The organism is Ligilactobacillus pabuli, assembly GCF_022836475.1.
In the GTDB taxonomy this organism is placed as follows: domain Bacteria; phylum Bacillota; class Bacilli; order Lactobacillales; family Lactobacillaceae; genus Ligilactobacillus; species Ligilactobacillus pabuli.
In genome coordinates, this window is record NZ_BQXH01000001.1 from 170,652 (window position 1) to 195,848 (window position 25,197).

A 25,197-nucleotide genomic window follows, 5' to 3' on the forward strand; every position below is an offset into this window, starting at 1 on the left:
GCTTAAAGTGTAACCGTATAAATTGCATAAACAAACACAAACTTAACAGTTCCTTATTATTATACATAAACATAAAATACGCGTCAATACGTGTTTTGCTTCATTTGAAAATTTTCACGATTTAATTGGCAATATTTGCGAAATAATTGATTTTTAGGTCATTTTTTCGTAGTTATTAGCTTAAATTTGATTCACATACCACATTTTTAACGGACCAATTCATAAACTGTTCTCATTTTTCTCAACCTTCTGAGTTTTAATCTACTAACATTCCAGTTATAATTACTGTAAGAAGTGCGACAAATAATGCTTGTCTCTCCAACTAACAGCAAATTAGGAGGAATTATTTATGCCCGATAATAAAAAAGTGACAGTTTTCGTGATCTCAGATTCAATTGGTGAAACCGCCTATAACTTGGTTCAAGCCGCTATCGTTCAATTTCCTGAAATTGATTTTGACGTTCAACAGTATCCACTAGTTAAAACGTCCTCTCTGCTCAGCGGGATTTTGAAGCGTGCTAAACGTGCGGATGCAATGATCGTCCACACCCTGGTTTTAAAAGAACTTTATCAACAGATCACTGAGTTTTGCGAAGAAAACTCATTACCTTGTGTTGGTGCTTTAGACCGCTTATTAGGGATGTTTGAAAAGCGAACCAACGTTGCTCCACGGTTAGAAGCCGGCATGAATCACCATACTGACCAAGACTACTTCAAGCGGATCGAATGTATGGAGTTTGCCGTAACTTATGACGATGGCAAGGATCCAAGCGGCTTCATGCACGCCGACATTGTCTTATTAGGTGTCTCACGGACCTCTAAAACACCCCTTTCCCTTTATTTAGCCAATAAGGGCTATAAAGTTGCGAATTTACCGCTGGTTCCTAAAACTAAGCTTCCCGATGAGTTATTTGAAATTGACCGTTCCAAGATTTTTGGTTTAACTAATAATCCTGAAATTTTAAATTCAATTCGTCGGCAAAGAATGGTTGCCTACGGTTTAAACCCTGATTCCCACTATTCAAACCTAGACAATATCAACAGTGAATTAAACTTTGCACAGGAACTGTACCGAAAGTTAGGCTGCTTAGTGATCAATACCGCTAATAAATCGATTGAAGAGACCGCCACTTTAATTATGGAAAGTTTAAGTGAAAATCAAAATCCAACCGTTTAACCAAAAAATTATTCTTAAAAATAAAAATCGCGCTAAAATGACAGATAGTTACTGCCATTTTAGCGCGATTTTTATAATCAACTGGCTACCAGTCATTTGGGTAAGAATCACTAGTTGCTTTCGGATTTTTTTAAAGCCCCGCAAATAAATCATTAAAAGCTTCAGCCATCGTTGGGTGGGTATAGATTTGATCCCGCAACCCTTCTGCTGGAATGTGATATTGCATTGCCAAGCTGATGAGATTAATTACTTCATAAGACTCCTCAGCATAAATTGTTGCACCAAGGATTTGGTGATCAGTCGCAGCAACTAGTACTTTGTATTGTCCTCGCGTTTCATGCAAAACTTGTGACTTAGGGATACCAGCGGTTTGCATCTGGTAAACCTCATAAGCAATCCCTGCTTCTTTCAGCTGGGCTTCTGTTTGTCCAACACTACTAAAGGCCGGTCTTAAGAAAATTGAACTTGCATGGACGGGACGATTTTGCTTACTACGAGTCTGATTGCCAAAGAGCTGATTGTCCACGATGCGCCAATCATCTAAGGAAATGTAGGTGAATTGCGGACCACCAGCCACATCTCCGAGCGCCCAGATTCCACTAACATTAGTTTGCAAAAATTGATCAACCACTATTTCACCCTGGTTGCCAATTTGTAGATCAGTGCGTTCTAGATGTAAATCAGCAATGTTGGGTGTTCTTCCTGTAGCGACTAATAAAGCATCTGCTGATATTTCTTGCTGACCACTGGCAGTTTGGACTTGTAACGATAAAGCTCCGTCTTGCGCTGCCACTTCTGTCAATTCACTGGCTAAATAAAAATTAACTCCATCTTCAATCAAATCTTGTTGTGCTTGTGCAGCTGCTTCTGGTTCAGCGGCTGGTAAAATGTGGGACTGTTTACCAATCACAGTTACTGCACTGCCAAAGTTAGCGTACATCGATGCAAACTCTAGTCCTATCGGTCCACTCCCTAAAATTGCTAAACGTGGAATTTGAGTAGTTTGATCCAACAAAGTTTTTGAAGTAAAGACTCGTGGACTATTTTCACGAATCCCGCGAATCTCGGGTAGAATTGGCGTAGAACCAGTATTGATAAAGATTCGGTCAGCCGTCAATTGTTCCTCGCCCGATTCATCAGTGACCTTTAGTGTGTGGTTGTCTAAAAACTCAGCCTGGGCATTTAAAACTTGAGCAGTGGGCTGATCAGCGACTTTATGAAAATTTTTCTGGCGCAATTTTTCCACCATTTGTGTTTTCTGTGTTAGAGCTGCTGAATAGCTCATACCTTTTTGTGCACTAGTAATGAGGTTCTTGGTCGGCAAACAAGCAACATTAATGCAGGTTCCACCATACATTTCAGCGTCCTTTTCAATCACTAACACTTCTTCGCCGTGTTTAGCAAAACTACCAGCTAGCGTTTTGCCTGCTTTTCCAAAACCAACGATAATATTCTGATAATGCTTCATGTTAATTTCCTTCCTAAGTGGGCACAATTTACGAGCAAAATTTCCAAGTCTCGCTGTGCCACTTACTTACTATTATATAATTAAAGTCATCCATGGACAACTCAACCGCTCAAATTCATGTATATTAGTTCGCTCACCCAGTAAATTCAACTAAAAAAAGGATCCGTTTGAGCTTCCTTTAATCAAGAACTCAAACAGATCCAGATGCTAATTATCAGTTAATTACCATAAAAATAATTTTCAATCACTCTTTGAACTGCATGCCCATCATTGGCCGTATTCCACAGCTCATTAAAAGTACTAAAATCGCTGCTTGTCAACGGTTGTAAAAGTTGTTCTTCTAACTGATCAGCTGTTTTAACCAGTCGGCCTGGCAACCATTCGCTAAAGTCTTGTTGAACCCCAACGACTTGGGAGTAATTTTCAAAATCATAACAATAGAAAATAATTTGCTGCGCATTTTCTAACAAACTATAATCAAAAATCACTGAAGAATAGTCAGTGACCAAGCGTTGAGTAATGAGCAATAAATCATTGGTCGAAAAATCATCGACCCAGACCACATGCGGCAAACTTAACTTTTTGAGTTCGGCCGCTTTTTCTTTAACATGTGGATGTAATTTCATGACGACCACTTGTTTTTGATTCAAGTGAGCCAACATCTCCGTAAAGTCGGCTGGCAAATCAAAATAGATTTCACCAGTCGCGGTTTCCCGGTATGTTGGTGCATATAAAATAATTTCTTTATCTTGTAATTCAGGATGTTGCTGCAAAATTTGCTTTCTTTTATGGGCTTTTTTCTCCTTAGCAAATAACAAATCAGTGCGGGGATAGCCTAAAACTTGCATTTTTTCCATTGATTGGTGGTAACTATTACAAAAAACTTCCGCCATTTGCGTCGAACCAACCACAAAATCATCGAACTGATCATAAACTTTTTGGAACCGATTCTTATCTCCGGTTGAGCGGTCTTTTGTCCGCGGTTCTTCCCAGCCAAAAGTTTTAACTGCTCCATTAGCGTGCCAGAGCTGGATCACTCGTGTTTGTTCTTTATTAAAGACACATCCGCCTAGAAAAGCATAATAATTATCAGCAAAAACTAAGCGAGCCTGTAAAACTACCTTTAACTGATGGATCAAAAAAAATCCTCCGTCAGAAAACTGGCTGCAAGTAATACCGTGTTCTCGCAACTGTTTTGCACTCGCTTGACAATTTGGCCGATACAAAACGGTTAAGCGGCCCCCTGGTTCCTGACGCACTCGCCTGGCTAAACGAATAATAAAGTCCTCATTTCCGGCAAAGCTTAATAAATAAACCACTCCACTGGTCTGCTTCTTAGAAATCAACCGTGAACAAAACATGATCAGCCACAAATAAATTGTTTTAAACATTAAAAAAGTCCCATCTCCGATCGTTAAAGCTCGGGTTCATAGAAATGACCCATAATATGCACATTTTCCGCAATACTTACGAAAGCATGCGGGTCGGCTTCGTGCATTGCCCGCTGTAATTCAGGTTGTTCATAACGTGAGATCACGGTAAACAAGATCGTTTTAGCGTCATGTTTATAGGCGCCTTCAGCACCGTGAACGATCGTTACCCCTCGCCGTAATCTGGTTTGCAATGAATCGATCACACTATTCGGCCGAGAAGTCACGATCATCACCTGCATTTTCTTTTGTCTGGTATAAACCATATCCATGACCTTAGCGTTAACTACCAGACCTAACGCAGAGTAAAATGCATAGGGCCAGCCAAACATAAAGCCGGCTGCTAGAACGATCAAAGCGTTAAACAACATATTGATCGTCCCAATGGATTTTCCGGTGTGCTTTTTGATCACTAATCCTAAAATATCCAGGCCACCGGTTGAGATCCCATTTTTTAGCGCTAATCCTGTCCCAAAACCATTTACTGCCCCACCAAAAATAGCACAAATGATCGGGTCAGTGGTCAGATCGATCGGATGCATAAATTTGATCATGATACTTGAAAATACAACTGCGAGAAAAGTAAAAACGGTGAATCTATGGCCAATCTGTCTCCAAGCTAAAACAAACAACGGCACATTTAATGCAAACAACCAAAAAGCTGTTGTCAGCGGTAACGAATTGTTTTTACAAATCGTAGCTAGTAACTGAGCTAAACCTGTAATTCCCGAAGAATAAATATGTCCAGGAGTCCAAAAAAAGTTCATTGCAATTGAAACGATGATTCCGTATAAAAACGCCGTTGATGCCCGCATCACATAGGCATGTCTTTTCCAGATCTGTTGCAATTCATCCATTGATTTATATGTGTTCTCCTTTTTCGTAAAATTCTTGCTGCTTTTTTATCGAATTCCATTTGATTATACTAAACATTATACCAATCCAATTTCAGAATACCAAAGGTTCTTTACCCCCGGGTTCTTTACCCCAGCAAAAATTTGATTTAAAAAAAGAGCCTCCGTGATAGGAGACTCCAAATTGACCTATTCTTCAGGTCGGTTAACTTTCGCATCAGCAGGGATATCTGTTTGTAAGAACAGTTCACCTAATTGTTTGTCCGAAACAAAACTAGGTGCGTTCGTCAATGGTTCTGCAGCCTTTGAATTCTTCGGATATGCAATGACTTCACGAATATTATTGCGACCAGCCAAGAGCATGGCGAAACGGTCTAAGCCAAGAGCTAAACCACCATGTGGTGGGAAACCATAATCTAAAGCTTCCATGAACCAGCCAAATTGTTCTTCAGCCTTCTCCTTTGTAAAATCAAGGGCTTTAAACATCTGTTCCTGGATGTCACGGCGGTGAATACGGATCGAACCGCCACCAAGTTCGTAACCATTCAAGACAATATCATAACTTTGTGCATGACATTGATGTGGATCAGTCTTTAATAATTCCAAATCTTCTTCATTTGGCATAGTAAATGGATGGTGAGCTGCAATATAGCGTCCAAAGTCTTCACTGTATTCAAATAATGGCCAATCAACGACCCAGATAAAGGCAAAATCACTTTCATCGATCATATCCATTTCTTTAGCGATCGAAGTCCGCAAGTAACCCAAGGCATCGGCAACAACTTTAGCTTTATCAGCAACAAACAAAATCAAGTCGCCCTCATGAGCTTCAACAGCTGCGGTAATACTGTCTGCTTTATCCTTAAAGAATTTAGCAATTGGTCCTTGTAAACCATCAGCAGTAACTTTGACCCAGGCTAAGCCCTTAGCACCATAGCGCTTGATGTAGTCTTGTTTAGCATCGATCTGTTTCCGTGAATATGCTTGAGCACCATTCGGAACAGCAATGGCTTTAACTTGGCCGCCATCTGCTAATACAGAGTCAAAAACTTTAAAGCCGGCGTCTGCAACTACAGAAGACATATCATGTAATTCCATGGCAAAACGAATATCCGGCTTATCGGAACCGAACCGGTCCATCGCTTCGTTCCATGTGATCCGTGGAATTGGTGTGGTCAAGTCAAAGTCAACGGCTTCTTTCATAACAGCCTTCAAAAGTCCTTCAGTCATTTCCTGAATTTCTTCTGCCGTCATAAATGATGTTTCTAAATCGATCTGAGTAAATTCAGGTTGACGGTCACCACGTAAATCTTCGTCGCGGAAGCAACGAGCGATTTGATAGTAGCGATCAAAACCTGCACCCATCAGTAATTGTTTAAATAACTGCGGTGACTGTGGCAAAGCATAAAAATGACCTGGATAAACTCGTGATGGTACCAAATAATCCCGAGCACCTTCTGGAGTTGATTTTGTCAGATAAGGCGTTTCGATATCAACAAAGTCATTGCTGTCTAAGTAACGGTGAACAGCTTGGGTGATCCGGTTTCTGATCAACAAGCCTCGTTGCATTTCTGGCCGACGCAAGTCCAAATAACGGTACTTCAAACGTAAGTCATCTGAAGCAGTGATGCCATCTTGAATATCAAACGGCGGTGTTTTAGCCTTATTCAAGACATTGATCTGGTGAACTTCCACTTCAACCTTACCCGTTTTCATCTCTGGGTTGATCGCACCGTCTGCTCGCGCAACGACTTTCCCAGCAATTTCTAGCACATATTCACTCCGCAAGGTATCGGCAACTTCCAAAGCCTTGGCGTCAAATTCTTGACTAAAAACTAACTGGACAATTCCTTTTCTATCTCTTAAATCAATAAAAATTAAGTTCCCTAGGTCTCTTCTTTTTTGGACCCAGCCTTTGAGGACAACGTCTTGGCCTAAATAAGACTCATCGACCGCTCCTGCATATGTTGTTCTTTTCATGAGTAACTAGTTCTCCTTTTCAGCTAAAATTGCTTCGGCTTGTCCAAAATCAGTATAGATTTGTTCCAAGTCAATTGCTTCTTGATGCCCATTGGCCATGTTCTTTAAGTTGGCCTTGTGTTGCTCTAATTCTTCTTGACCAATCGTTAAAGTATAAGCAGCATTGGCCTTGCTGGCAGCTTTAAACTGACCCTTAGGCTTTTTGTCCAAATAATCACGGTCAGCACTAAAACCTTGTTGTCGTAGAGCTTGCACTAGTTTTAAACTAGCCGCATTTGTTTCTGCGCCAATTCCTACCACGTAAACATCCAAATCATGTTGTTCGTTTAAGTCAATTCCTTCAGCTGCAAGGATCAGCAACAAACGTTCGACCCCTAAACCAAAACCAACACCTGGTGTTTCTGGTCCGCCTAATTGTTCAACTAAACCGTTATAACGGCCACCCGCACAAACAGTCGTCCATTTTCCACCGAAGGCTTTAGAATCTGACATTACTTCAAAGATGGTATGGTTATAGTAATCTAGACCACGAACCATATTTGAGTCAACTTCATATGGAATGTTGAGTGCATCCAAATACTCTTTGACCTGAGTAAAATGTTCTGTGGCAGCTGGTGTCAAATAATCTAAAATCGATGGCGCATCTGCCACAATTTTTTGATCGTTAGCATCTTTACTGTCTAAAACTCGTAAAGGATTTTTGTGCAAACGTTCCTTGGAGTCTGCTGACAATTCTGCTTCATGCGGTTCCAAGTATGCGATCAATGCCTGACGATAGTTTTGACGAGACTCATTATCACCCAAAGTATTTAGGCTGAGCTTCAAACTATTTAGGCCAACACTTTGTAATAAGGCCATCGCTAAAGTAACAACTTCAACATCTAAAGCTGGTGAATCAGACCCAAAAGCTTCAACCCCGATTTGATGGAACTGGCGCAACCGGCCTGATTGCGGACGTTCATATCTAAACATCGGTCCCATATAGAAAGTCTTAAAAGGTTTTTGGATTTCTGGTCCATAGAGTTTATTTTCTACATAAGCTCGAACGATTCCCGCTGTTCCTTCAGGACGCAAGGTAATGTGTCGGTTACCTTTATCAAAAAAATCGTACATTTCTTTAGTAACAATATCAGATGTTTCCCCAGAAGTGCGGGAAAAAACATCAAAACTTTCAAACATTGGTGTGCGCATTTCTTGGTAACGATATTTTTTAAAAACTTCTCGCGCTAAGCTTTCAACCGCTGCCCACTGAGTTGCTTCATTGGGCAAAATATCTGCGGTGCCCTTTGGACGTTGATATTTCATAATACTCCTCCTCAAATCTCTATCAATTCTCTGCCAACAAACTAATCAAACCAAGTTCAACAAGTTTTGCCAGTGTAAAATTCTAATTAATTTTCAAGCCAAGACTTTTGACCGTCAAAAACAGCTGCAGACAAACAAAAAGCCCCTGCCAAGTCATAAATTGACTCGAACAAGGGCGCAGTTCTGCACGGTACCACCTTAATTTATTACTTCGCGATAACGCTGCGTGCGGTATGTTGCCATACGCCTTAAAAGTGTCTTCATCTGCAGAACCAGGCGAGGATCTCAGCTATCCCTCGTTCTCTGACAAGTTCTTTTTAAATTACTATTCTTTCTCAACGGCTTTTTTTCAGTATACAAACAAAAAAAATGAAAATCAAGTCTTTCCCCAAATTCTCCCTGAAATCATGCCTTTTTTTGGGAAATAAGTAAAATTATTTCATCTTTTTCTGTTAAAAACCCTGAAGTCTTGTATAATATTTTGTGTATAACTAATTTACCCAGGTAATTAATGTGGATGGTGTGATCAATGCAAAGAATTAAACACGGGACAAAAATTCCCCTTAATCAAATTATCTTATTAGGAATCATCGTACTTCTAGCAGGAATTTTAACTTATCGAATGGTCTCTTATTTCAAACAAGTTGAAGTTCAAACTACTCAGGCAGTACTTAAAAAAGGTCCAGGAATTGAAACTAAAGACCGCTTTACCCTTACACAAGGGCAGCGTCTACGAGTACTGAAAACTAAACAACATTGGCTCTATGTGAAAACCGATGATGATCAATTAGGCTGGGTTGCTGATTGGATGCTATCGCCTTCTTATAAAAATCCGCTCGACTCTTTATCTGATGCAACCATTGTAATTGATGCAGGTCATGGGGGGCATGATTCAGGAGCTCTTTCTAATTCAAAAAAGGAAGAAAAAGTTTATACTTTACGCTACGCTAAACAAGTCGCCAAAAAATTACGGTTACATGGTGCCAAAGTTTATCTGACTCGTACTGAGGATCAAACCGTTAGTTTAGGTGCTCGCCCTCGCTTGGCAGAACAAGTCCATGCGGACGCTTTTATTAGTTTCCATTTTGACTCAGCTCCTCAAGCTAACGTTGCTTCCGGTTACACGACTTATTACTTCAACAAAGGACCATCATTGAAACTCGCTAATACGATCAACGGGCACTTTGAAGACCTTGGTTTAGACAATCGTGGCGTTGATCTGGGTGATTTTCTGGTGATTAGAGATAATTCTCGTCCTGCAGTCTTACTTGAAATGGGCTATATCAACTCTGAGCGAGACTTTGAGAAAATCAAGTCGCATGCTTATCAAAATAAAGTTACCAGCCAAGTCGTTGCTGGTTTAAAAGACTATTTTCATCATGAAGAATAAAACAGAGCGAAAAACTCGGTTAGAAGCTAAGCGGGCCCACTAAAAATACCCCTGTACCGGCATTTATGTCAGTGCAAGGGTATTTTTTCTTTCTCAATGCTTAGAAGTTCATCACACCATGCTGAATTCTAACTAGGCGTGGGGACGAATCCAATCTACAGCCACATTCATGGCTAAGCGACACGCATCAGTAGTGTCTAACTCATTTTTTAAAACAAAGTCGTGAATCGTTGCCTGTAAGCGGATCTGCACGGTTTTAACATGGGCATCCCGAATTTTCCGGGCTAGAGCCTCTCCTTCATCCCGGACCACATCAGCTTCAGCTGAAATCACTAAAGTCTCAGGTAAAGCAGCTAACTGCTCTTTGGCAGCCAATAAAGGAGAAAAATCAACCGAATTTCCAGCAGCTTGCGGTCCCAAATAATGATCCCACGACCATTTCATTTGCGTTCGTGTTAAACTATATCCGCCTGCAAAACTGATATATGAAAAAGTGTCAAAATTATAATTCACAACCGGATAAAACAGACACATTTTATAAATGGGTAATTGCTGTGCTTCTGTTTGTAAAGCCAAAGAAACAGCCATTCCCCCTCCAACATCATCGCCACTAAGAATTAACCGCCGCAAATTTAAGTGATATTTAGCAGCCAACAATGGTAGTTGTTTAAAAACAGCTAATAATTGCTGATTTTGGACCGGTGCCTGAGCTTCAGGTGCCAAACTATATTCTGGGAACACTAAACAGACTCGACTCCGAACGGTAATTTCTCTGATCAACTTATTATATGAATGATGATCACCCGCGATAAACTGCCCACCATGAATATAAAAAACAACCGGCAGCTGCTCATCTTGCCGTATATCAGTCGGAAAAAGCAGATAAACTCTAACCTGACCCAACTTTGGGCCCAAATCAATAGTTTCAGCTTTAAATTGAACCTGATGCAAATAGACCGGCGATTTTTGTTCTAATGCGAGTCGTTGACGGACCACATTAATTGAAATCGTCGTCGGGACAAAATTCATCCGTTTTGCACGTTCACAAACTTCACGAGCTTCTGGTTCAAGTGAAATTAAAGCCATCTAAACTACCTCTCTATTTTCAATTCAGGACTAAGTTAACTAAATCTATAGGTCAATTTCAGCGGTATCATAAATAATTGTGACTGGCCCATCATTTTGCAAATAAACCTGCATATCAGCACCAAATACACCACTGGCTACAGTTAAGCCACTCTCACGTAAACGCTGATTAAATAAGTCATAGTTTTTAGCTGCCAAAGTTGGTTCCTGTGCATTGGAGAATCCAGGACGGTTCCCTTTTTTGGTCTCAGCATATAAGGTGAATTGAGAAACTGATAAAATCTCCCCTGAAACCTGGGCCAAACTTTGATTCATTTTTCCGTCTGCATCACTAAAAACTCGCAGTTTAGCAATTTTGTTAGCACAGTAGTTAATTTCTTTTTCACCATCGCCATTGGTAAAACCAACTAATAAAACAAAGCCATGGTCAATTTGTCCGACGATTTTTTCGTCAATTTCAACCCGTGCTGCTTGACTTCTTTGAACTACAACTCGCACTACATCCATTCCTTTCACATCATTTAATTAATGGATCACTCGTTTCACTACATATACGTCAGCGACCCGCTTAACGTTATCGATCAAACGCTGCAACTCAACTTGATCACGAACACCAACTGTAAGGTCAATGATTGCCATCTTGTTATTATCGACTCGACCATTGATCGAATTCAAATTCTTCGTGGAATTGTTGACCATTTGTAAAATGTCATTTAATAAGCCGGAACGGTTATAACCTTCGATTTCCAAATCCGTATCATAGTAAGTTTGGTCTTCTGGTAAATTATTCCAGGAAACTTCAATCAGTCGTGTCCCATTTTTCTCTGCATTTTTCACATTTGGACAGTCAATTCGATGAACTGATACACCACGACCTTTGGTAATATAACCAACGATTTCATCTCCAGGAATCGGATTACAACAATGACTTAGTCGAACTAACATGTTATCGATCCCTGCAATGACTACTTTATCGTCCTTATCAGTCGACTTCTTAGCTTTCTGATTATTCTTATTATCCGTGTTAAGTTCCTTATGATCTTCTAAGAGCTCTTTTTCCTGTTGCTGACGTCGTTTTTCTTCTTCTTTTTGACGAATGTTTTCTACTAGAACGTTCACAACTCCAATTGGCTGTAATTCTCCAAAACCAATTGAAGCATATAAGTCTTCCACCGTCTTAAACTGCTTGCGCTCTAAAACTCGCTCAATATTTTCACTCACTAAGACTTGATGCGGATCAAAGCCGCCGTCTTCTAGTGCATGCTGCAAAATTTCTTGACCATTGGCGACATTTTCACTCCGGTCACGGAGCTTAAAGAACCGGCGAATCTTATTTCTCGCCTTATTAGTGTGCACTAAATCTAACCAATCTTGACTAGGACCGGCAGAATTCTGTGAGGTCAAAATGTCAACGATATCACCATTTTTAATTTGATAATTTAATGGGACGATCTTACCATTTACTTTGGTACCTGTCGTATGATTCCCAATTTCAGTATGAATTGAGTAAGCCATATCCAACGGAACTGAACCTTTCGGTAATTCCAAAACATCACCTTTAGGGGTAAACACATAGACACGGTCAGAAAATAAGTCGCCTTTAACACTTTCCATGAAATCGTTAGCGTCTTCTGATTCGTTTTGGAACTCTAAGATCTCCTTGAAAAAGTTAAGCTTCTCGCCAGTTTCCGTCGAATTAACAGCATCTTTTTTGCCTTCTTTATAAGCCCAGTGAGCCGCGATCCCAAATTCAGCAACTTGGTGCATTTCTTCAGTCCGAATTTGAACTTCAAACGGGCGTCCAGTTGGCCCTAAGACTGTCGTGTGCAAAGATTGATACATATTGGCCTTTGGCATCGCAATATAGTCCTTAAACCGTCCTGGCATTGGTTTCCAGCGGGTATGGATCGCACCTAAAACGGCATAACAATCTTTAATTGAACGGACTACGACTCGAATCGCAATTAAATCATAAATTTGATCAAATTGCTTGTGCTGATCGCGCATTTTACGATAAATCGAATAAATATGTTTCGGCCGTCCATAAATTTCACAATCCAAGTCTAAATCTGCAATGGCTTGTTTAATCTGTTCGATCACCTGTTCAATATATTGTAAGCGTTCCGTTCGTTTAGAGTTCATCAAATGGACGATCCGGTAATACTGTTGCGGGTTCAAATAACGTAAGGATGTATCCTCCAATTCCCATTTAATGGTACTGATTCCCAAACGGTCAGCCAGCGGTGCGTAAATTTCTAACGTTTCGTTAGCGATCCTGCGCTGCTTATCTGGCCTCAAATGACCCAGTGTCCGCATATTATGCAGGCGGTCAGCGAGTTTCACGATAATGACCCGCAGATCTTTAGACATCGCAAGTAAAAGTTTCCGGTGATTTTCTGCCTGTGCTTCTTGGTGAGAGATATATTTGATCTTACTCAATTTAGTCACACCATCAACAATGATTTCCACATCTTTACCAAAAAGTTCACCGACATCACCTAAAGTGACTGGTGTATCTTCGACAACATCATGCAAAAAGCCCGCACAAACTGTTGCTGGATCCATTTTTAAATTAGCCAAGATCCCGGCCACTTGAATCGGATGAATAATATATGGTTCGCCCGATTTTCTAACCTGTTCCTTATGAACATAAGTGGCAAAATCGCAGGCCTTTTGGACTAATGCAACATGTTCTTGGTTCATATATTTTTGACACATCTCAAGAACGCCTTCAGCGCTCCAAATTGTTTCTTTTTCCATGAGTATTCACCCCAAACTAACTTCGGATTTTCAAATTAGGCAGGATATTTGAGCAATTGTCCTCCTAACTTGAGTCCTCCATCGTTAACAAAATTTTTATTTAAAAGAAAAGCACGCATGTCTACCCTGGATAAACAAACGTGCGGTTCCTTTTAATCTTTGGTGATTCCATAAGCAAGGTAAGTCAGGCATAGATAGACTGCCGTGAAATAAACTGCATAGCCGTCAAAAAAGTATCTATAACCGATAAAATATAGTACCGGAAAAAATAAAAGGATCAGCCATGACATTTTTTTAGCACCAAGATACAATCCTAAAACAATGGCATAGACTACGTTCGCTCCCAGTAGAACAAAACCTACCTTCATAATATCATTTAAACCTAGTGTTACGCTAATAATTGGAACAATAAAAGCAAAAACAGCTCCAAAAGCTAAACACCATGCTGCTTTTATTGTAAAAAGATCTCTGACCTTCATAAAAGCCCCCGCTTTTCAAAATTTCTTAGTTAGTATTTTACTCCAGTTTTTGTCGATAATCAATTCTGCTCTTTGGCTAATAACTACCCATCAAATTGGTTAATTATGCCGGTTTTTAAGCTAACTCTAAACCAAAGGACAAAGCTGCCAGTAAATACAATGGTGCTGTTTCTGCCCGCATAATGCGCGGTCCCAGTCCACTAGCGACCACTTGCTGGGCTTGCAAAGTTTGAACCTCTGCTGGAGTAAAGCCGCCCTCTGGTCCAAAAAAGGCTGCTAAACGACACGGAGCCTGCGGTTTGGCCTGAAGCTGTGCTTTAATTTTCTGGACAATTTGAGCTAGTTGACTCGTTTCGCCCTGTTTGGCAGATTCTTCGTACGCCACGGTTCGATAGTCAGCAGTTTCAATCGCTGTAAGGACTTCATCCAAACTTTGACAATAAAGCACCTCTGGCACAACTACTCGGTGCGATTGTTCAGCAGCTCCCTGAGCAATCTTTTGCAAACGATCCACTTTTTTGACCGCTTTTTTAGTATTCCATTGTGCTACTGAACGGGCACCATTATAAAAAATAAATTGGGCAGCACCCAATTCTGTCCCTTTTTGCACAATTTTTTCAGTTTTATCTCCCTTAGAGATTCCGCAAATAATTTGCACTTGAACGGGTAATTCTGGTTTAGCAGTTAATGTTTCCACCAGCTTTGCCTGGGCTTGTTCAGGTTCGATTGCTGTTAATTCAACCACTTTAACTAATTGATCTGGACCGACCAGCTCCAATTGTGCTCCCACCTGATTACGCATGACCTTGATTGCATGGTGAAAAACTTCCGTGGGCAAAGTAAATTCATTAGTGGTAATGTCTGTGTGAATAAAATAACGTTGCATCTTTTTCTCCTATTCATCTTCCAGCGGCTGACTAGCAATTATCCCATACCAGTCACCAATGTTAAATGTTTCTTCCACGACAAAACCATTTTGGGTTAAGGTGTCCTTGATCAAAGAGACCTTATCCTGAATGATTCCAGATAACAGCAGCTTACCGTTAGGGTTAAGATGCGTTGCAGCTTGTGGGATCAAAGGTACGATGATTTCAGCTAAAATATTAGCGACAATGATATCGGTTTTGCCAGTCACATTCTCTAATAGGCTATTTTTAGCTAAATGAACGTCGGTCGCAACTGGATTTAACGCAAAGTTCTCTGCAGCCGCTTTGATCGATTCATCATCAACATCATAGGCAGCGACATGTGCTGCACCTAAGTACTTAGCTGCAATACTTAAGACACCAGACCCAGTCCCAACATCGATCACATCTTCTCCGCCTGCTATTACAGCTTCTAATGCATGAAGGGCTAACACGGTCGTTGGATGTGTTCCTGTTCCAAATGACTTTCCTGGATCCAACCGGATCACCGCAGTTTTTTCATCAAAAGTATCCGTCGGTTCCCAACTAGGTGCAATCGCTAGATAACGACTGATTCGTTTAGAATGATAGTATTTCTTCCACTCGTTATCCCAACTACTATCGTCTAACTGTTCAATAGTGATCTCAAAATCACCTGGCTCCAAACCAAACTGAGGTAAGTTTGCTAACGAACTGCCCATTTTCTGTGCTAGTGGTTCAACTGCTGTTCCCTCAGCAAAATAGGTGGCTAAAACGACATAGTCAGCCTGATCGGCTTCAGTTAATTCAATTCCTTCTGCACCATTTTCAACCAAAAGGTTACTAACTGCTTCTTGTGCTTCTGCACTACACTTAATTGCTAATTTATTCCACTTCAAACTCATTTCTCCTTAAGTTTTAAATTATTCTCATATTTCTGCTGAATTACTAACTCTGTTTATTTTACAGTAACTTGACAAATTTTGCACAGTTAACTAATTACGTCTGAAAAAACCAATTATAGCCAGTCCCCAGCTAAAATCTGAAATAAATCTCTTAAAAGCAATTACAAGGCCCGTTTTTTTTGCTAAACTTAATTAGGTAGATAATTATTTTCGATAGGAGCAAAACAAATGGCAAAATATAAAATGATTTTAGATTTAGATACTGGGATCGATGACGCTTTGGCCATTGCATATGCATTGGCCACACCCGAAGCAGATTTGATTGGGATCATCGGTTCTTATGGTAACGTAGTCACTGAACGTGGGGTTCAGAATAGTTTAGATCTCTTAGAATTATTAGGTCATCCTGAAGTTCCCGTTTATCTTGGTGCACAACACTCCTCCACCACTGACCACTTCGATGTAATGCCTGTCAGTGCCCAAATTCATGGCGTGAACGGCGTTGGTGAAGTTGAATTAAAAACTGCAGACCGTCAGTTGGAAGCGGGTTCAGGCGTCGACTTTTTAGTTGCTGCAGCCCACAAGTACCAACAAGATTTAATTTTAGTTCCAACTGGTCCAATGACTAACTTAGCTGCTGCTTTAGACCAAGACCCAGCTATTGCGGATTTAATTGGTAATGTCACTTTTATGGGCGGTGCTTTAACAGTCCCTGGTAATGTCACACCAGTCACAGAAGCTAACATTAACCAAGACCCAGAAGCTGCAGACCGCGTTTTACGCAGCTCATTACCACTAACAATGGTTGGCTTGGATGTTACAACGCGGACCTTGCTAACTACTAAGGAAACTCAGTCTTGGCGTGATCTCCACACCACTGCTGGTGAAAAGTATGCTGATATTGTTGACTTTTATATTGATGCATACAAGGTTACTAGTCCACACTTAGGCGGTTGTGCTTTACACGATCCGCTAGCTGTGGCTGTGGCTGTTGAACAAAGTCTAGTTTCAACAATTTATCTTAACATGAAAGTTGATACTGAAGCTCCGTTTGCCGGCCGGACAATTGGCGATGAAACCCGGATCAACGACCCAGCAACCCAAACTCAAGTTGCCGTTAACGTTGACAAAGACCGTTTTGTCGCAGAATTTATGACAAAATTAACTGAACTATTTAAAAATAATTAGTTCAGATTTACAAAGCAGGTGAACATATGAACTGGAAGTATGTTGGAATTTTTTTATTTGTCCTCTGGTTATTTCTAACGGCAAATAAATTTATCAGTTTAGGCAAGCGAGCCAACTTTTCTTATCAGCGTGCCTATTTTGGCCAAATTAACTGGTACCGAAACTTTCGTAACTGGCTGCTGATCATTGCCTTGTTAATGGTTGAAATCTTCGCATCGCTAAAGACGATCTTTTTGCTCTTCCTAGTTGCTTCAATTGTTTTTTTAGTATTGTGCCTTCGCAACTTAAAATTCAGAATTGGCCGGCCTTCCAGTTCAGTCTGGCTTTCTGGCTTAAATCTACTCTTACTGATTATTGCAAGCATCTTTGTCTTCGTCTTATAGCTCGCTAAATAAAAAGTCTCCCACCTCATTATTTTAATCAGGTGGGAGACTTTTTTTAGTATAAGCAGAGCTGTTGCTGGTGGATCACGTTTAAAATATCATCTCGTTTAGTTTCACGGTGGTTCAGCTTAGCTGAGTTCACTTGGTGAGTAAAAGAATCAATACGGCGGTTAGAGTCACGTAAATCGTAATAAGTCTGGACGACTTCATCATAGTCTTTTAATTCAGCTAAACTATGGTCGGTCTCATACTCATTTTCAAAACTACGAAATTTTAACGGTAATCGCGGCTTTAATTCTGGCTGTTGATCTGGGACACCAACTTGCAAACCCAACAGTGGAAAAGTTAGGGCTGGCAGCTTTAATAGCTTAACCATCGCTGCCGCATCATTAGCGATACTGCCCAAAAAGACCGTTCCTAAGCCCCAGCTTTCAGCTAGATCAGCAACGTTTTGACTAGCTAAAACCGTGTCGTCAACTGCTTGCAAAAAAACGTCAGTCTTGTGTAAACGACCATCATTGTTCCCACTGGCTTTTCTAATTTGCTGATTACGATACAAATCAACGACAAAAATAAATAAATCACCGTTTGCGCCAACATAATCCTGCTGACAAATTTCGCGGATCTGCTGCCGCTTTTCTGATGCAGTGACATGAATGACTGAAGACTGCTGTAAAAATGACGAAGTTGCAGTCTGACGAGCTGCTTCTAACAATAAGTTTAACTGCTCTTGTGTCAAAGATTGCTCTTTAAAAGCCCGAATTGTTCGCCGATTCAATAATAAATTTTCAACTTGGTTATTTTTGTTCACCATCAGTTTGAGCCCCTCCTTTAATTAATAAAAAACAAACCATCTCCGCTGATCAAGAAATGATTTGCTTTCTCTAACTTAAACTTACTTAACGTCAACGATCTTAACTGACATTTCGCCAGCGGGTGTGTCGATTGTTACTTCTTCACCCAACTTATGACCAATCAAGCCTTTGGCAATTGGTGATTCGTTTGAAATCTTACCTTCAAATGGATCTGCTTCAGCAGCACCAACGATTTGGTAAGTTTCTGGTTCATCATCGTCTTCTTGGAAAGTGACGCTCTTACCAACAGCAACTTCGTTTTTAGCAATTGCATCACTATCAATAATTTCAGCATAGTTGATCATATGGTCAAGTTCTTTGATTCGACCTTCAACAAATGACTGTTCATCTTTAGCTGATTCATATTCAGAGTTTTCTGATAAGTCACCGAAAGACCGTGCGATTTTGATCCGTTTGATCACTTCTGCACGTTTGTTAGTTTTTAATTCTTCTAATTCTGCTTGTAATTTTTCTTTTCCTTCCAAAGTCATTGGAAATGTTTTTTCTTCAGCCATTCTAAAAATCCCTTCAATTCAAAAATTTATCCTTATTGTAAGCAAAAAGCTTACCTAGGTAAACACCTATTTTTATAGTTAACAAGATTATATGCTAGTTCAAATCAGTTCACTTTGCAAGTCTTGTTCACCAATTTAACAATTACTCAACTTAATCCAGTCAACTGAAAGAAAGGCACAAACAGCAATCAAACATTGCTATTTGTGCACTTTCTAGCCACTTTAGTTTTGTGCGACTCGAATTATATCCCGAATTTTTGTTACCAATAAATCAATGGCAACTTTGTTTTCGGCTCCTTCAGGTACGATCACATCAGCATAACGCTTGGTTGGTTCAATAAACTGATGGTACATGGGCTTAACCGTTCGCAAGTACTGGTCAATGATCGACTGGAGCGTACGTCCACGATCCTTCATATCGCGTTGGATCCGTCGGATGATCCGAATATCATCATCCGTATCAACAAAGACTTTAATATCTAAGAGATCCCGCAGTTTAGGATCAGTTAAAATAAAAATTCCTTCTAAGATGATCACTTCTTTAGGTTCAACTCTTTCAATTTCTTCACTTCTAGTAGAAATTGAATAATCGTAAACCGGCTTATCAATTGCTTTCCACTGGGATAGATCCGACAGCTGAGCAATTAGTAAGTCTGTATCAAAAGCATTCGGATGATCATAGTTGACCTTAGCTCGTTGTTCCAGTGTCATTTCACTTTGATCACGATAGTATGAATCTTGTTCCAACATTAAAATTGAATGACCATGCAGTTGGTCGAAAATTGCGTGCGACACAGAAGTTTTTCCACTTCCTGAGCCCCCCGTAACTCCAATGATAACCGGTCTTTTTCTTGGCATTGCGTTTACCCCTCTACTCTAGTTATTTTTAGCGTCTACTTTATCAATGATCGCCTGATGCTGGTCATAAGTCTGGGAATAATAAACTTTACCAGTCTTGATATCTGCAAAGAAGTACAAGTAGTCTTGATCTCTTTGTTGTGGCGCTAAAACGGCCTTAACTGAAGCAATACTTGGATTATTAAACGGTCCAGGTCCGATTCCGTTATTTTTGTAGAGATTATAAGGAGAATCAACTTCTAGGTCCTTGTAAGACACATTTTCTTTATGTTTGTTTAAAGCATATAAGACAGAAATATCAGTTTGTAATTTCATTTTTTGTGCTAAACGATTTTCGAATACCCCAGCAATTTTCGCCCGGTCTTGCGCATTGTTTCCTTCACGTTCAACTAACGAAGCCAAAGTCAAGACAGCTTGAACACTCTTCTTTTGCTGCTTGATCTTGCCATAGTATGGTTTAAGTTCTTGATCAGTTTTAGCAACCATTTCTTCGACTAACTGTTGTAAGGTTAATTTTTTATTAATTGTGTAAGTTGCAGGATACAAATAGCCTTCTAAACGGTAGCGCACGTTCTTCGACTGCACATCCGATGTCAGTAAGTCAGGATACTTCTTTTGTAATTCACCGATAAACTTAGGATCATTCAATAACTTCAAAAAGTCTTTTTGTGAAAAACGGGTGCTTTGTGCAACAGTTTTAGCAATCGTTTCTGCCGTCACACCTTCTCTGATCAACAATCGGCCAGAACTTATTGGTTCACTAGAACCGCCTTTTTGTAAGTTATGTGCAATCTGACCCAAAGTCATCGATGGTTTGAGTTCATAGTAGCCCGCCTTAAAGTTAGCGATTTTTTTTGATTTAACGTAGTAATCAAATACAAAACCACTTTTAACGACTTTCTTTTGCTCCAAAATTGCCCCAATTTGTTTGCTGGTACTACCTACTGGAACCTTCACTTCAATTCGTTGGTGTGAGTTCGGCGCGAGCGGTTTTAAGCCCGCCTTAAAGTAGCTATAGCCTGTCACAGCAACTACCACTAGTAAGATCACGATAATGCTAACTACGATCGTGATCACTTTTGTAGCGATATTATTTTTTTTACCATTAGAATCCAACATTTACCCTCCTAGAAAAACTCTCGAAATTAGTATACCAAACAGGAGCCAAAATGTATATAGTCGTTGATTTAGCAATGTTTTCATTTTATAGGTATCAACTCTATTAATTTTACCTGCAAAAAAATACAACTATAGTTCACGAAATAAACTTTTTTACCATTTATTCGCCCCTACAATTGTATTTTATTATTTCTATTACTTTAAAAATTATCGAACGGTTACTTCAAGTTCTGTTTGAAGTGCCGTCACAACTTTCTCAAATTCAGCCGTAACTTCGTCATCCTTCAAAGTTGCGTCTTTATCTTGGTAAACCAAGGTATACGCTAATGACTTAAAGCCTTGTGCCAAATGTTCACCCTGATAGTAATCAAACAAACGAACATCAACTAAATGTTTGCCGCTGTTAGCCCAGACAGAGTTCAAAATTTGTTGGTTCGTGATTTCAGCTGGTACAGCTAAAGCAATGTCACGTGTAATTGTTGGATACTTCGAAATTTCTTGGTAAACAACTTCATTCTTAGGTGCAGCAATCACTTTAGAAAGATCTAATTCAAAGACATAAGTCCGTTTCAGCTTATATTCTTTGGCCAAAGATGGGTGAATTTCGCCAATAAAACCTAAAAGCTCATCATTTAAATAAATGTCAGCGGTCCGGCCAGGATGCATTTCTTCGTGTTTTGCTGTTGCTTCAAAGCGTAAACCAGTTGTAATTCCTAATGAAGATAATAAGAAAGTGACAATTCCTTTCGTCAGGTAAAAATCAACTGGACGTTTTCCATCATGCCATGTGACTTCATGGAATAAACCGGTTAAAGCACCTGCAACATGTTCCACTTCCCGTGGGCGGTCGTTATCTTCATCTCTAAAGAAAACTCTGCCTTGTTCGTATAAAGCAACATCAGATACTTTACGGGCGCTATTGTATGATAGATCATCTAATAAGCCGCTTAACAAATTCATCCGTAAAGTAGTGTGGTCTGAACTCATCGGGAAATCAAGGTCAGTTTGTGCAGCAGGCTCCATCGCAAAGCGTTGCGCTTTTTGCGGCGTCGTTAAACTATAAGAAATTGCCTGATCCAATCCAGCACTTTCTAATAATTTTCGAGTGTCACGAATTGCTTTTTGTTTGGCAGTATACTGACCTGGAGTTGCTTGTCCAGCCGGTAAAGTAGCAGGCAATTTATCATAGCCATACAAACGGGCAACTTCTTCAATCAAATCAGCGTCAATGTCAATATCCCATCTTCTAACAGGAACTTGCACTGTAAACTTACCGGCTTCTTCAGTAGCGGTAAAGCCTAGTTGAGTAAAAATCTGGCTGACCTCTGTTGCTTGCAAGCTAGTCCCCAAGACATGGTTGATTTTATCTAAGGAAACTTCAACTTCTTTAGCACTTTGGTCGGCTAATTCTTGACCGGCTACTCCACTAACTACTTGGCCGCCGCCTAGGTTAGCGATCATTTGTGCAGCATCATCCAAGGCTGCTCTAACCGTCGCAACGTTGATCCCACGTTCAAAACGGGTTGATGCTTCAGAATGCAGTTTTTCCTTCCGTGCAGTCTTACGGATCCGGTGACCATCAAAAACTGCTGCTTCTAAAGCAACTGTCTGAGAGGCATCATCGATTTGCGTATTAGCTCCACCCATAGTTCCGGCCAAAGCAACTGGCTTTTCTCCGTTAGTGATCACAATATCACTGGCACTTAAAACTCGTTTTTCACCATCTAGGGTCGTTAATTCTTCGCCTTCATTAGCCAAACGAACTACAATTTCCTTAGTTGCCAGTTTGTCATAGTCAAATGAATGTAATGGCTGACCATAATCCATCAGGATGTAATTAGTAACGTCCACCACATTGTTAACTGGCCGTACACCGGCATTCCAGAGTCTCTTTTGCAGCCACAAAGGACTGTCAGCGACCGTCACGTCCTTGATGATCCGCATGAGATAAGTGGGTGCCAAGTCTTTTGGTGCTTTTGCTGCTAGGTAATCACTAATTTGAGTCTCAGATGCTTCAACTAATTCTGGCTGAGGTAAAGTTACCTTTCGATTATACAGAGCGGCAATTTCATGGGCAACACCACGCATACTCAACAAGTCTGCTCGATTAGGTGTGATATCAACATCAAGAATATCTTCATCCATTCCTAAGTATGGGAAGATTGATTCTCCTGGCACTGCATCAGCTGGCAAAACATAAATTCCGTCAGCATACTTTTTAGGAACAACACTATCGGAAAAGCCAATTTCTTGTAAGGAACAAATCATTCCCATTGAAACTTCCCCACGCATTTTTGATTTCTTAATTTTATTATGGCCAGCGATCCATGAACTAGGTAAAGCAACGATCACGTTTTGACCACTTTGAATATTAGGGGCTCCACAGACGATTTGGTATGGTTCATCTGCGCCTACCTCAACTTGGCAGACCTTCAAATGATCTGAGTTAGGATGTGGCACTAAACTGTTCACATGCCCAACGACAATCTTTTTTTGTCCTTCTTCGAGTCGAGTAACATCATCAATTTCTACGGTACTTAATTCTATTTTATTTGCTAAAGCTGCTGCATCAAGATCATCAACTGCAACATAATCATTCAGCCATTGTTTCGAAACTTTCATTAAGAAGACCTAACCTTTCTGAGAAAATTGTTCAAGGAAACGAACATCATTTAGGTAAAATTCACGGATATCATTAACACCATACTGTAACATGGCAAAACGATCTGGTCCTAAGCCAAAGGCGAAACCACCGTAAACTTCAGGATCGATTCCAGCCATTTTCAACACATTTGGATGAACCATCCCAGCACCTAAAGTTTCGATCCAACCAGTATACTTGCAGACCGCACAACCTTTACCGCCGCATTTGAAACAAGAAACATCAACTTCTGCCGATGGTTCAGTAAATGGGAAGTAACTTGGACGCATTCTGATCTCACGTTCTTCGCCAAATAAAGTCTTAACCAATTGTTGCAATGTACCCTTTAAATCAGCCATTGAGATGTGTTTGTCGATCACGAGGCCTTCAACCTGGTGAAATTGATGTGAATGTGTCGCATCATCTGTATCACGACGGTAAACTTTCCCTGGTGAAATCATTTTTAATGGTCCCTTAGAAAAGTCATGTTTCTCCATCGTCCGTGCCTGAACTGGAGAAGTCTGAGTCCGCATTAAAATTGAGTTGGTAATGTAAAATGTATCTTGCATATCACGGGCAGGATGATCCTTAGGCAAGTTCAGCATTTCAAAGTTATAATGTTCCTCTTCAACTTCAGGACCATCTACAACCTGATAACCCATTCCCAAAAACAATTTTTCGATTTGGTCTAAAACCTGTGACAAAACATGCGGTTGTCCCTGTTTAACAGGTACGCCTGGCAATGATACGTCAATTTTTTCTTTCTCTAGTTTGGCCGCTGTTTTAGCTATTTCTAATTCATCGCGCCGGTTGGCAATTGCTTCGGTCAATTCATCGCGAACCTTGTTAGCAAAGCTGCCGACTTTAGGACGTTCTTCGGCAGGCAAATCACGCATCCCGCGTAAAACCTCCGTGATCGGTCCTTTTTTGCCTAATACATGGACCCGAATATCATTGACTTTATTAGTATCAGAGGCAGCTTTAATTTCCGCCAAACTATTTTGCTTGAGTTCTTCAAGTCTATCTTTTAGATTCATTACTATTCCTTCCTTTTGAAAGTGATTGAATTTTAGTTACAAAGTACGTAATGGTTCTCACTAAAAATTACCATTTTAGTCAAAATCACCTAGTACTAGTCAATAGTCGGAGCCAGTGCTTCCAACCCTATTTGTGCGAAAAAGAAAAAAGCCCCGTCCCAAAAAAGGGACGAGGCTTCGCGGTACCACCCTTGTTTTATTAATAGCCATTCACTATTAATAACACTCGGAGCTTGTTAACGATCAAGTGTCGACCGTAACGTTTTTCACTAGTCAAACTAGCTCCCAACGTTAACTCGGGAAGTGAACTTCAACTACTTTCTAACAAAACGTTCTCAATTACCCGCTTTTCCCTGTGAAAGTCTGTAGTTTACTTTTTTCCGTCTTCGTTTCAAATATTAGTCTTAGTTTACCTTCATTAAAGTTAATAGTCAAGTTAGTCTGTTGTACAATCGGCCAAAGTATACCACTTTTCTGCCCAATCGTGAACCTGGCCAATAATGCCAGCAAGGTCTTCACCCTGTTCAGTTAACTGATAGACATCACGGCAACTGTCAACTAATGGTGTTTTGGTAACTAAACCTTGAACTTCTAGCTCTTTCAAACGTTCAACTAAAACACGGTCACTACACTTATCAACTTTATTGGCGATATCCTTAAAGCGTTGGGGACCTTCAGATAATAAAACATCGATGATCAGTCCGTTCCACTTCTTGCCTAAAATCCCAAAAGTTTTTTCAAAACGAGGACACAGTTCATAAGCACTCTTCTGCTCAACTTCTACTGCCATAATAAATTCACCTCCAGAACAAAAATTAAGTCCGATTAAAGTTAACAAAAAGCCCACGACACGAAAAACGAGTTCGATGGACTTTGTGTCTAAT

The 25,197-nt window shown here is 40.2% G+C and carries 22 protein-coding genes and 1 other annotated feature; of the genes, 4 read left to right on the forward strand and 18 right to left on the reverse strand.

Annotated features, from left to right (window positions below):
* Positions 1-349: 349 nt before the first annotated feature.
* A complete protein-coding gene (locus LPAF129_RS00820) occupies positions 350-1,177 on the forward strand; it encodes a pyruvate, water dikinase regulatory protein (RefSeq protein ID WP_244054062.1) in 828 nt (275 codons plus the stop codon).
* A gap of 130 nt (positions 1,178-1,307) precedes the next feature.
* On the opposite strand, the gene LPAF129_RS00825 is transcribed toward LPAF129_RS00820, so the two are convergent.
* The 5 genes from LPAF129_RS00825 to hisS all read right to left on the reverse strand — a co-directional run bounded on the left by LPAF129_RS00825 (position 1,308) and on the right by hisS (position 8,214).
* Positions 1,308-2,645 (reverse strand): FAD-dependent oxidoreductase, encoded by a 1,338-nt coding sequence (locus LPAF129_RS00825; RefSeq protein ID WP_244054063.1) that lies wholly within the window; start codon positions 2,643-2,645, stop codon positions 1,308-1,310.
* Between the two features lie 218 nt (positions 2,646-2,863).
* Complete coding sequence (locus tag LPAF129_RS00830; protein ID WP_244054065.1) at positions 2,864-4,036, reverse strand: CDP-glycerol glycerophosphotransferase family protein; 1,173 nt, start codon at positions 4,034-4,036, stop codon at positions 2,864-2,866.
* 23 nt (positions 4,037-4,059) lie between these two features.
* Entirely contained in the window at positions 4,060-4,932 is an 873-nt protein-coding gene (locus LPAF129_RS00835) for a YitT family protein (protein WP_244054067.1), read from the reverse strand.
* 186 nt (positions 4,933-5,118) lie between these two features.
* Positions 5,119-6,909: an aspartate--tRNA ligase gene (gene aspS / locus LPAF129_RS00840; RefSeq protein WP_244054069.1), complete on the reverse strand. Its 1,791-nt coding sequence runs from the start codon at positions 6,907-6,909 to the stop codon at positions 5,119-5,121.
* Between the two features lie 6 nt (positions 6,910-6,915).
* Positions 6,916-8,214: a histidine--tRNA ligase gene (gene hisS / locus LPAF129_RS00845; RefSeq protein ID WP_244054071.1), complete on the reverse strand. Its 1,299-nt coding sequence runs from the start codon at positions 8,212-8,214 to the stop codon at positions 6,916-6,918.
* A gap of 529 nt (positions 8,215-8,743) precedes the next feature.
* Here hisS and LPAF129_RS00850 point away from each other — a divergent pair.
* Positions 8,744-9,604 (forward strand): N-acetylmuramoyl-L-alanine amidase, encoded by an 861-nt coding sequence (locus LPAF129_RS00850; protein ID WP_244054073.1) that lies wholly within the window; start codon positions 8,744-8,746, stop codon positions 9,602-9,604.
* Positions 9,605-9,736: 132 nt separating this feature from the next.
* On the opposite strand, the gene LPAF129_RS00855 is transcribed toward LPAF129_RS00850, so the two are convergent.
* From LPAF129_RS00855 to prmA, 6 genes are all read right to left on the reverse strand, one after another.
* The gene (locus LPAF129_RS00855) at positions 9,737-10,690 is read right to left on the reverse strand and encodes an alpha/beta hydrolase fold domain-containing protein (protein WP_244054075.1); all 954 of its coding nucleotides are present in this window, start codon (positions 10,688-10,690) and stop codon (positions 9,737-9,739) included.
* Between the two features lie 45 nt (positions 10,691-10,735).
* Positions 10,736-11,188 carry a D-aminoacyl-tRNA deacylase gene (gene dtd / locus LPAF129_RS00860; RefSeq protein ID WP_244054150.1) on the reverse strand — a complete coding sequence of 151 codons (453 nt, stop codon included), beginning with the start codon at positions 11,186-11,188 and terminating at the stop codon, positions 10,736-10,738.
* 27 nt (positions 11,189-11,215) lie between these two features.
* Complete coding sequence (locus LPAF129_RS00865; protein ID WP_244054077.1) at positions 11,216-13,450, reverse strand: RelA/SpoT family protein; 2,235 nt, start codon at positions 13,448-13,450, stop codon at positions 11,216-11,218.
* A gap of 152 nt (positions 13,451-13,602) precedes the next feature.
* A complete protein-coding gene (locus tag LPAF129_RS00870; RefSeq protein WP_244054078.1) occupies positions 13,603-13,929 on the reverse strand; it encodes a hypothetical protein in 327 nt (108 codons plus the stop codon).
* A gap of 115 nt (positions 13,930-14,044) precedes the next feature.
* The gene (locus tag LPAF129_RS00875) at positions 14,045-14,815 is read right to left on the reverse strand and encodes a 16S rRNA (uracil(1498)-N(3))-methyltransferase (protein WP_244054080.1); all 771 of its coding nucleotides are present in this window, start codon (positions 14,813-14,815) and stop codon (positions 14,045-14,047) included.
* A 9-nt stretch (positions 14,816-14,824) separates the two neighbouring features.
* Positions 14,825-15,718, reverse strand: coding sequence for a 50S ribosomal protein L11 methyltransferase (gene prmA / locus LPAF129_RS00880; RefSeq protein WP_373875020.1), 894 nt, complete (start codon positions 15,716-15,718; stop codon positions 14,825-14,827).
* Between the two features lie 228 nt (positions 15,719-15,946).
* Here prmA and LPAF129_RS00885 point away from each other — a divergent pair, with 228 nt between their 5' ends.
* Both LPAF129_RS00885 and LPAF129_RS00890 read left to right on the forward strand, forming a co-directional pair.
* Positions 15,947-16,906, forward strand: a complete 960-nt coding sequence (locus LPAF129_RS00885) for a nucleoside hydrolase (protein WP_244054083.1) — start codon at positions 15,947-15,949, stop codon at positions 16,904-16,906.
* A gap of 26 nt (positions 16,907-16,932) precedes the next feature.
* Complete coding sequence (locus LPAF129_RS00890) at positions 16,933-17,289, forward strand: hypothetical protein (RefSeq protein WP_244054085.1); 357 nt, start codon at positions 16,933-16,935, stop codon at positions 17,287-17,289.
* A gap of 55 nt (positions 17,290-17,344) precedes the next feature.
* On the opposite strand, the gene LPAF129_RS00895 is transcribed toward LPAF129_RS00890, so the two are convergent.
* From LPAF129_RS00895 to LPAF129_RS00925, 7 genes are all read right to left on the reverse strand, one after another.
* Positions 17,345-18,103: an NADPH-dependent oxidoreductase gene (locus LPAF129_RS00895; RefSeq protein ID WP_244054086.1), complete on the reverse strand. Its 759-nt coding sequence runs from the start codon at positions 18,101-18,103 to the stop codon at positions 17,345-17,347.
* 81 nt (positions 18,104-18,184) lie between these two features.
* Positions 18,185-18,658 carry a transcription elongation factor GreA gene (gene greA / locus LPAF129_RS00900; RefSeq protein ID WP_244054088.1) on the reverse strand — a complete coding sequence of 158 codons (474 nt, stop codon included), beginning with the start codon at positions 18,656-18,658 and terminating at the stop codon, positions 18,185-18,187.
* A 222-nt stretch (positions 18,659-18,880) separates the two neighbouring features.
* Positions 18,881-19,516 (reverse strand): uridine kinase, encoded by a 636-nt coding sequence (udk, locus tag LPAF129_RS00905; RefSeq protein WP_244054090.1) that lies wholly within the window; start codon positions 19,514-19,516, stop codon positions 18,881-18,883.
* Between the two features lie 18 nt (positions 19,517-19,534).
* Positions 19,535-20,632 (reverse strand): endolytic transglycosylase MltG, encoded by a 1,098-nt coding sequence (gene mltG, locus LPAF129_RS00910; protein ID WP_244054092.1) that lies wholly within the window; start codon positions 20,630-20,632, stop codon positions 19,535-19,537.
* A 210-nt stretch (positions 20,633-20,842) separates the two neighbouring features.
* The gene (gene pheT / locus LPAF129_RS00915) at positions 20,843-23,257 is read right to left on the reverse strand and encodes a phenylalanine--tRNA ligase subunit beta (RefSeq protein ID WP_244054094.1); all 2,415 of its coding nucleotides are present in this window, start codon (positions 23,255-23,257) and stop codon (positions 20,843-20,845) included.
* A 9-nt stretch (positions 23,258-23,266) separates the two neighbouring features.
* Positions 23,267-24,313, reverse strand: coding sequence for a phenylalanine--tRNA ligase subunit alpha (gene pheS, locus LPAF129_RS00920; protein WP_244054096.1), 1,047 nt, complete (start codon positions 24,311-24,313; stop codon positions 23,267-23,269).
* 162 nt (positions 24,314-24,475) lie between these two features.
* Positions 24,476-24,709, reverse strand: a binding site (T-box leader).
* Between the two features lie 40 nt (positions 24,710-24,749).
* On the reverse strand, positions 24,750-25,103 hold the full coding sequence (locus LPAF129_RS00925) for a winged helix-turn-helix transcriptional regulator (protein WP_244054098.1): 354 nt from the start codon (positions 25,101-25,103) through the stop codon (positions 24,750-24,752).
* Positions 25,104-25,197 lie beyond the last annotated feature (94 nt).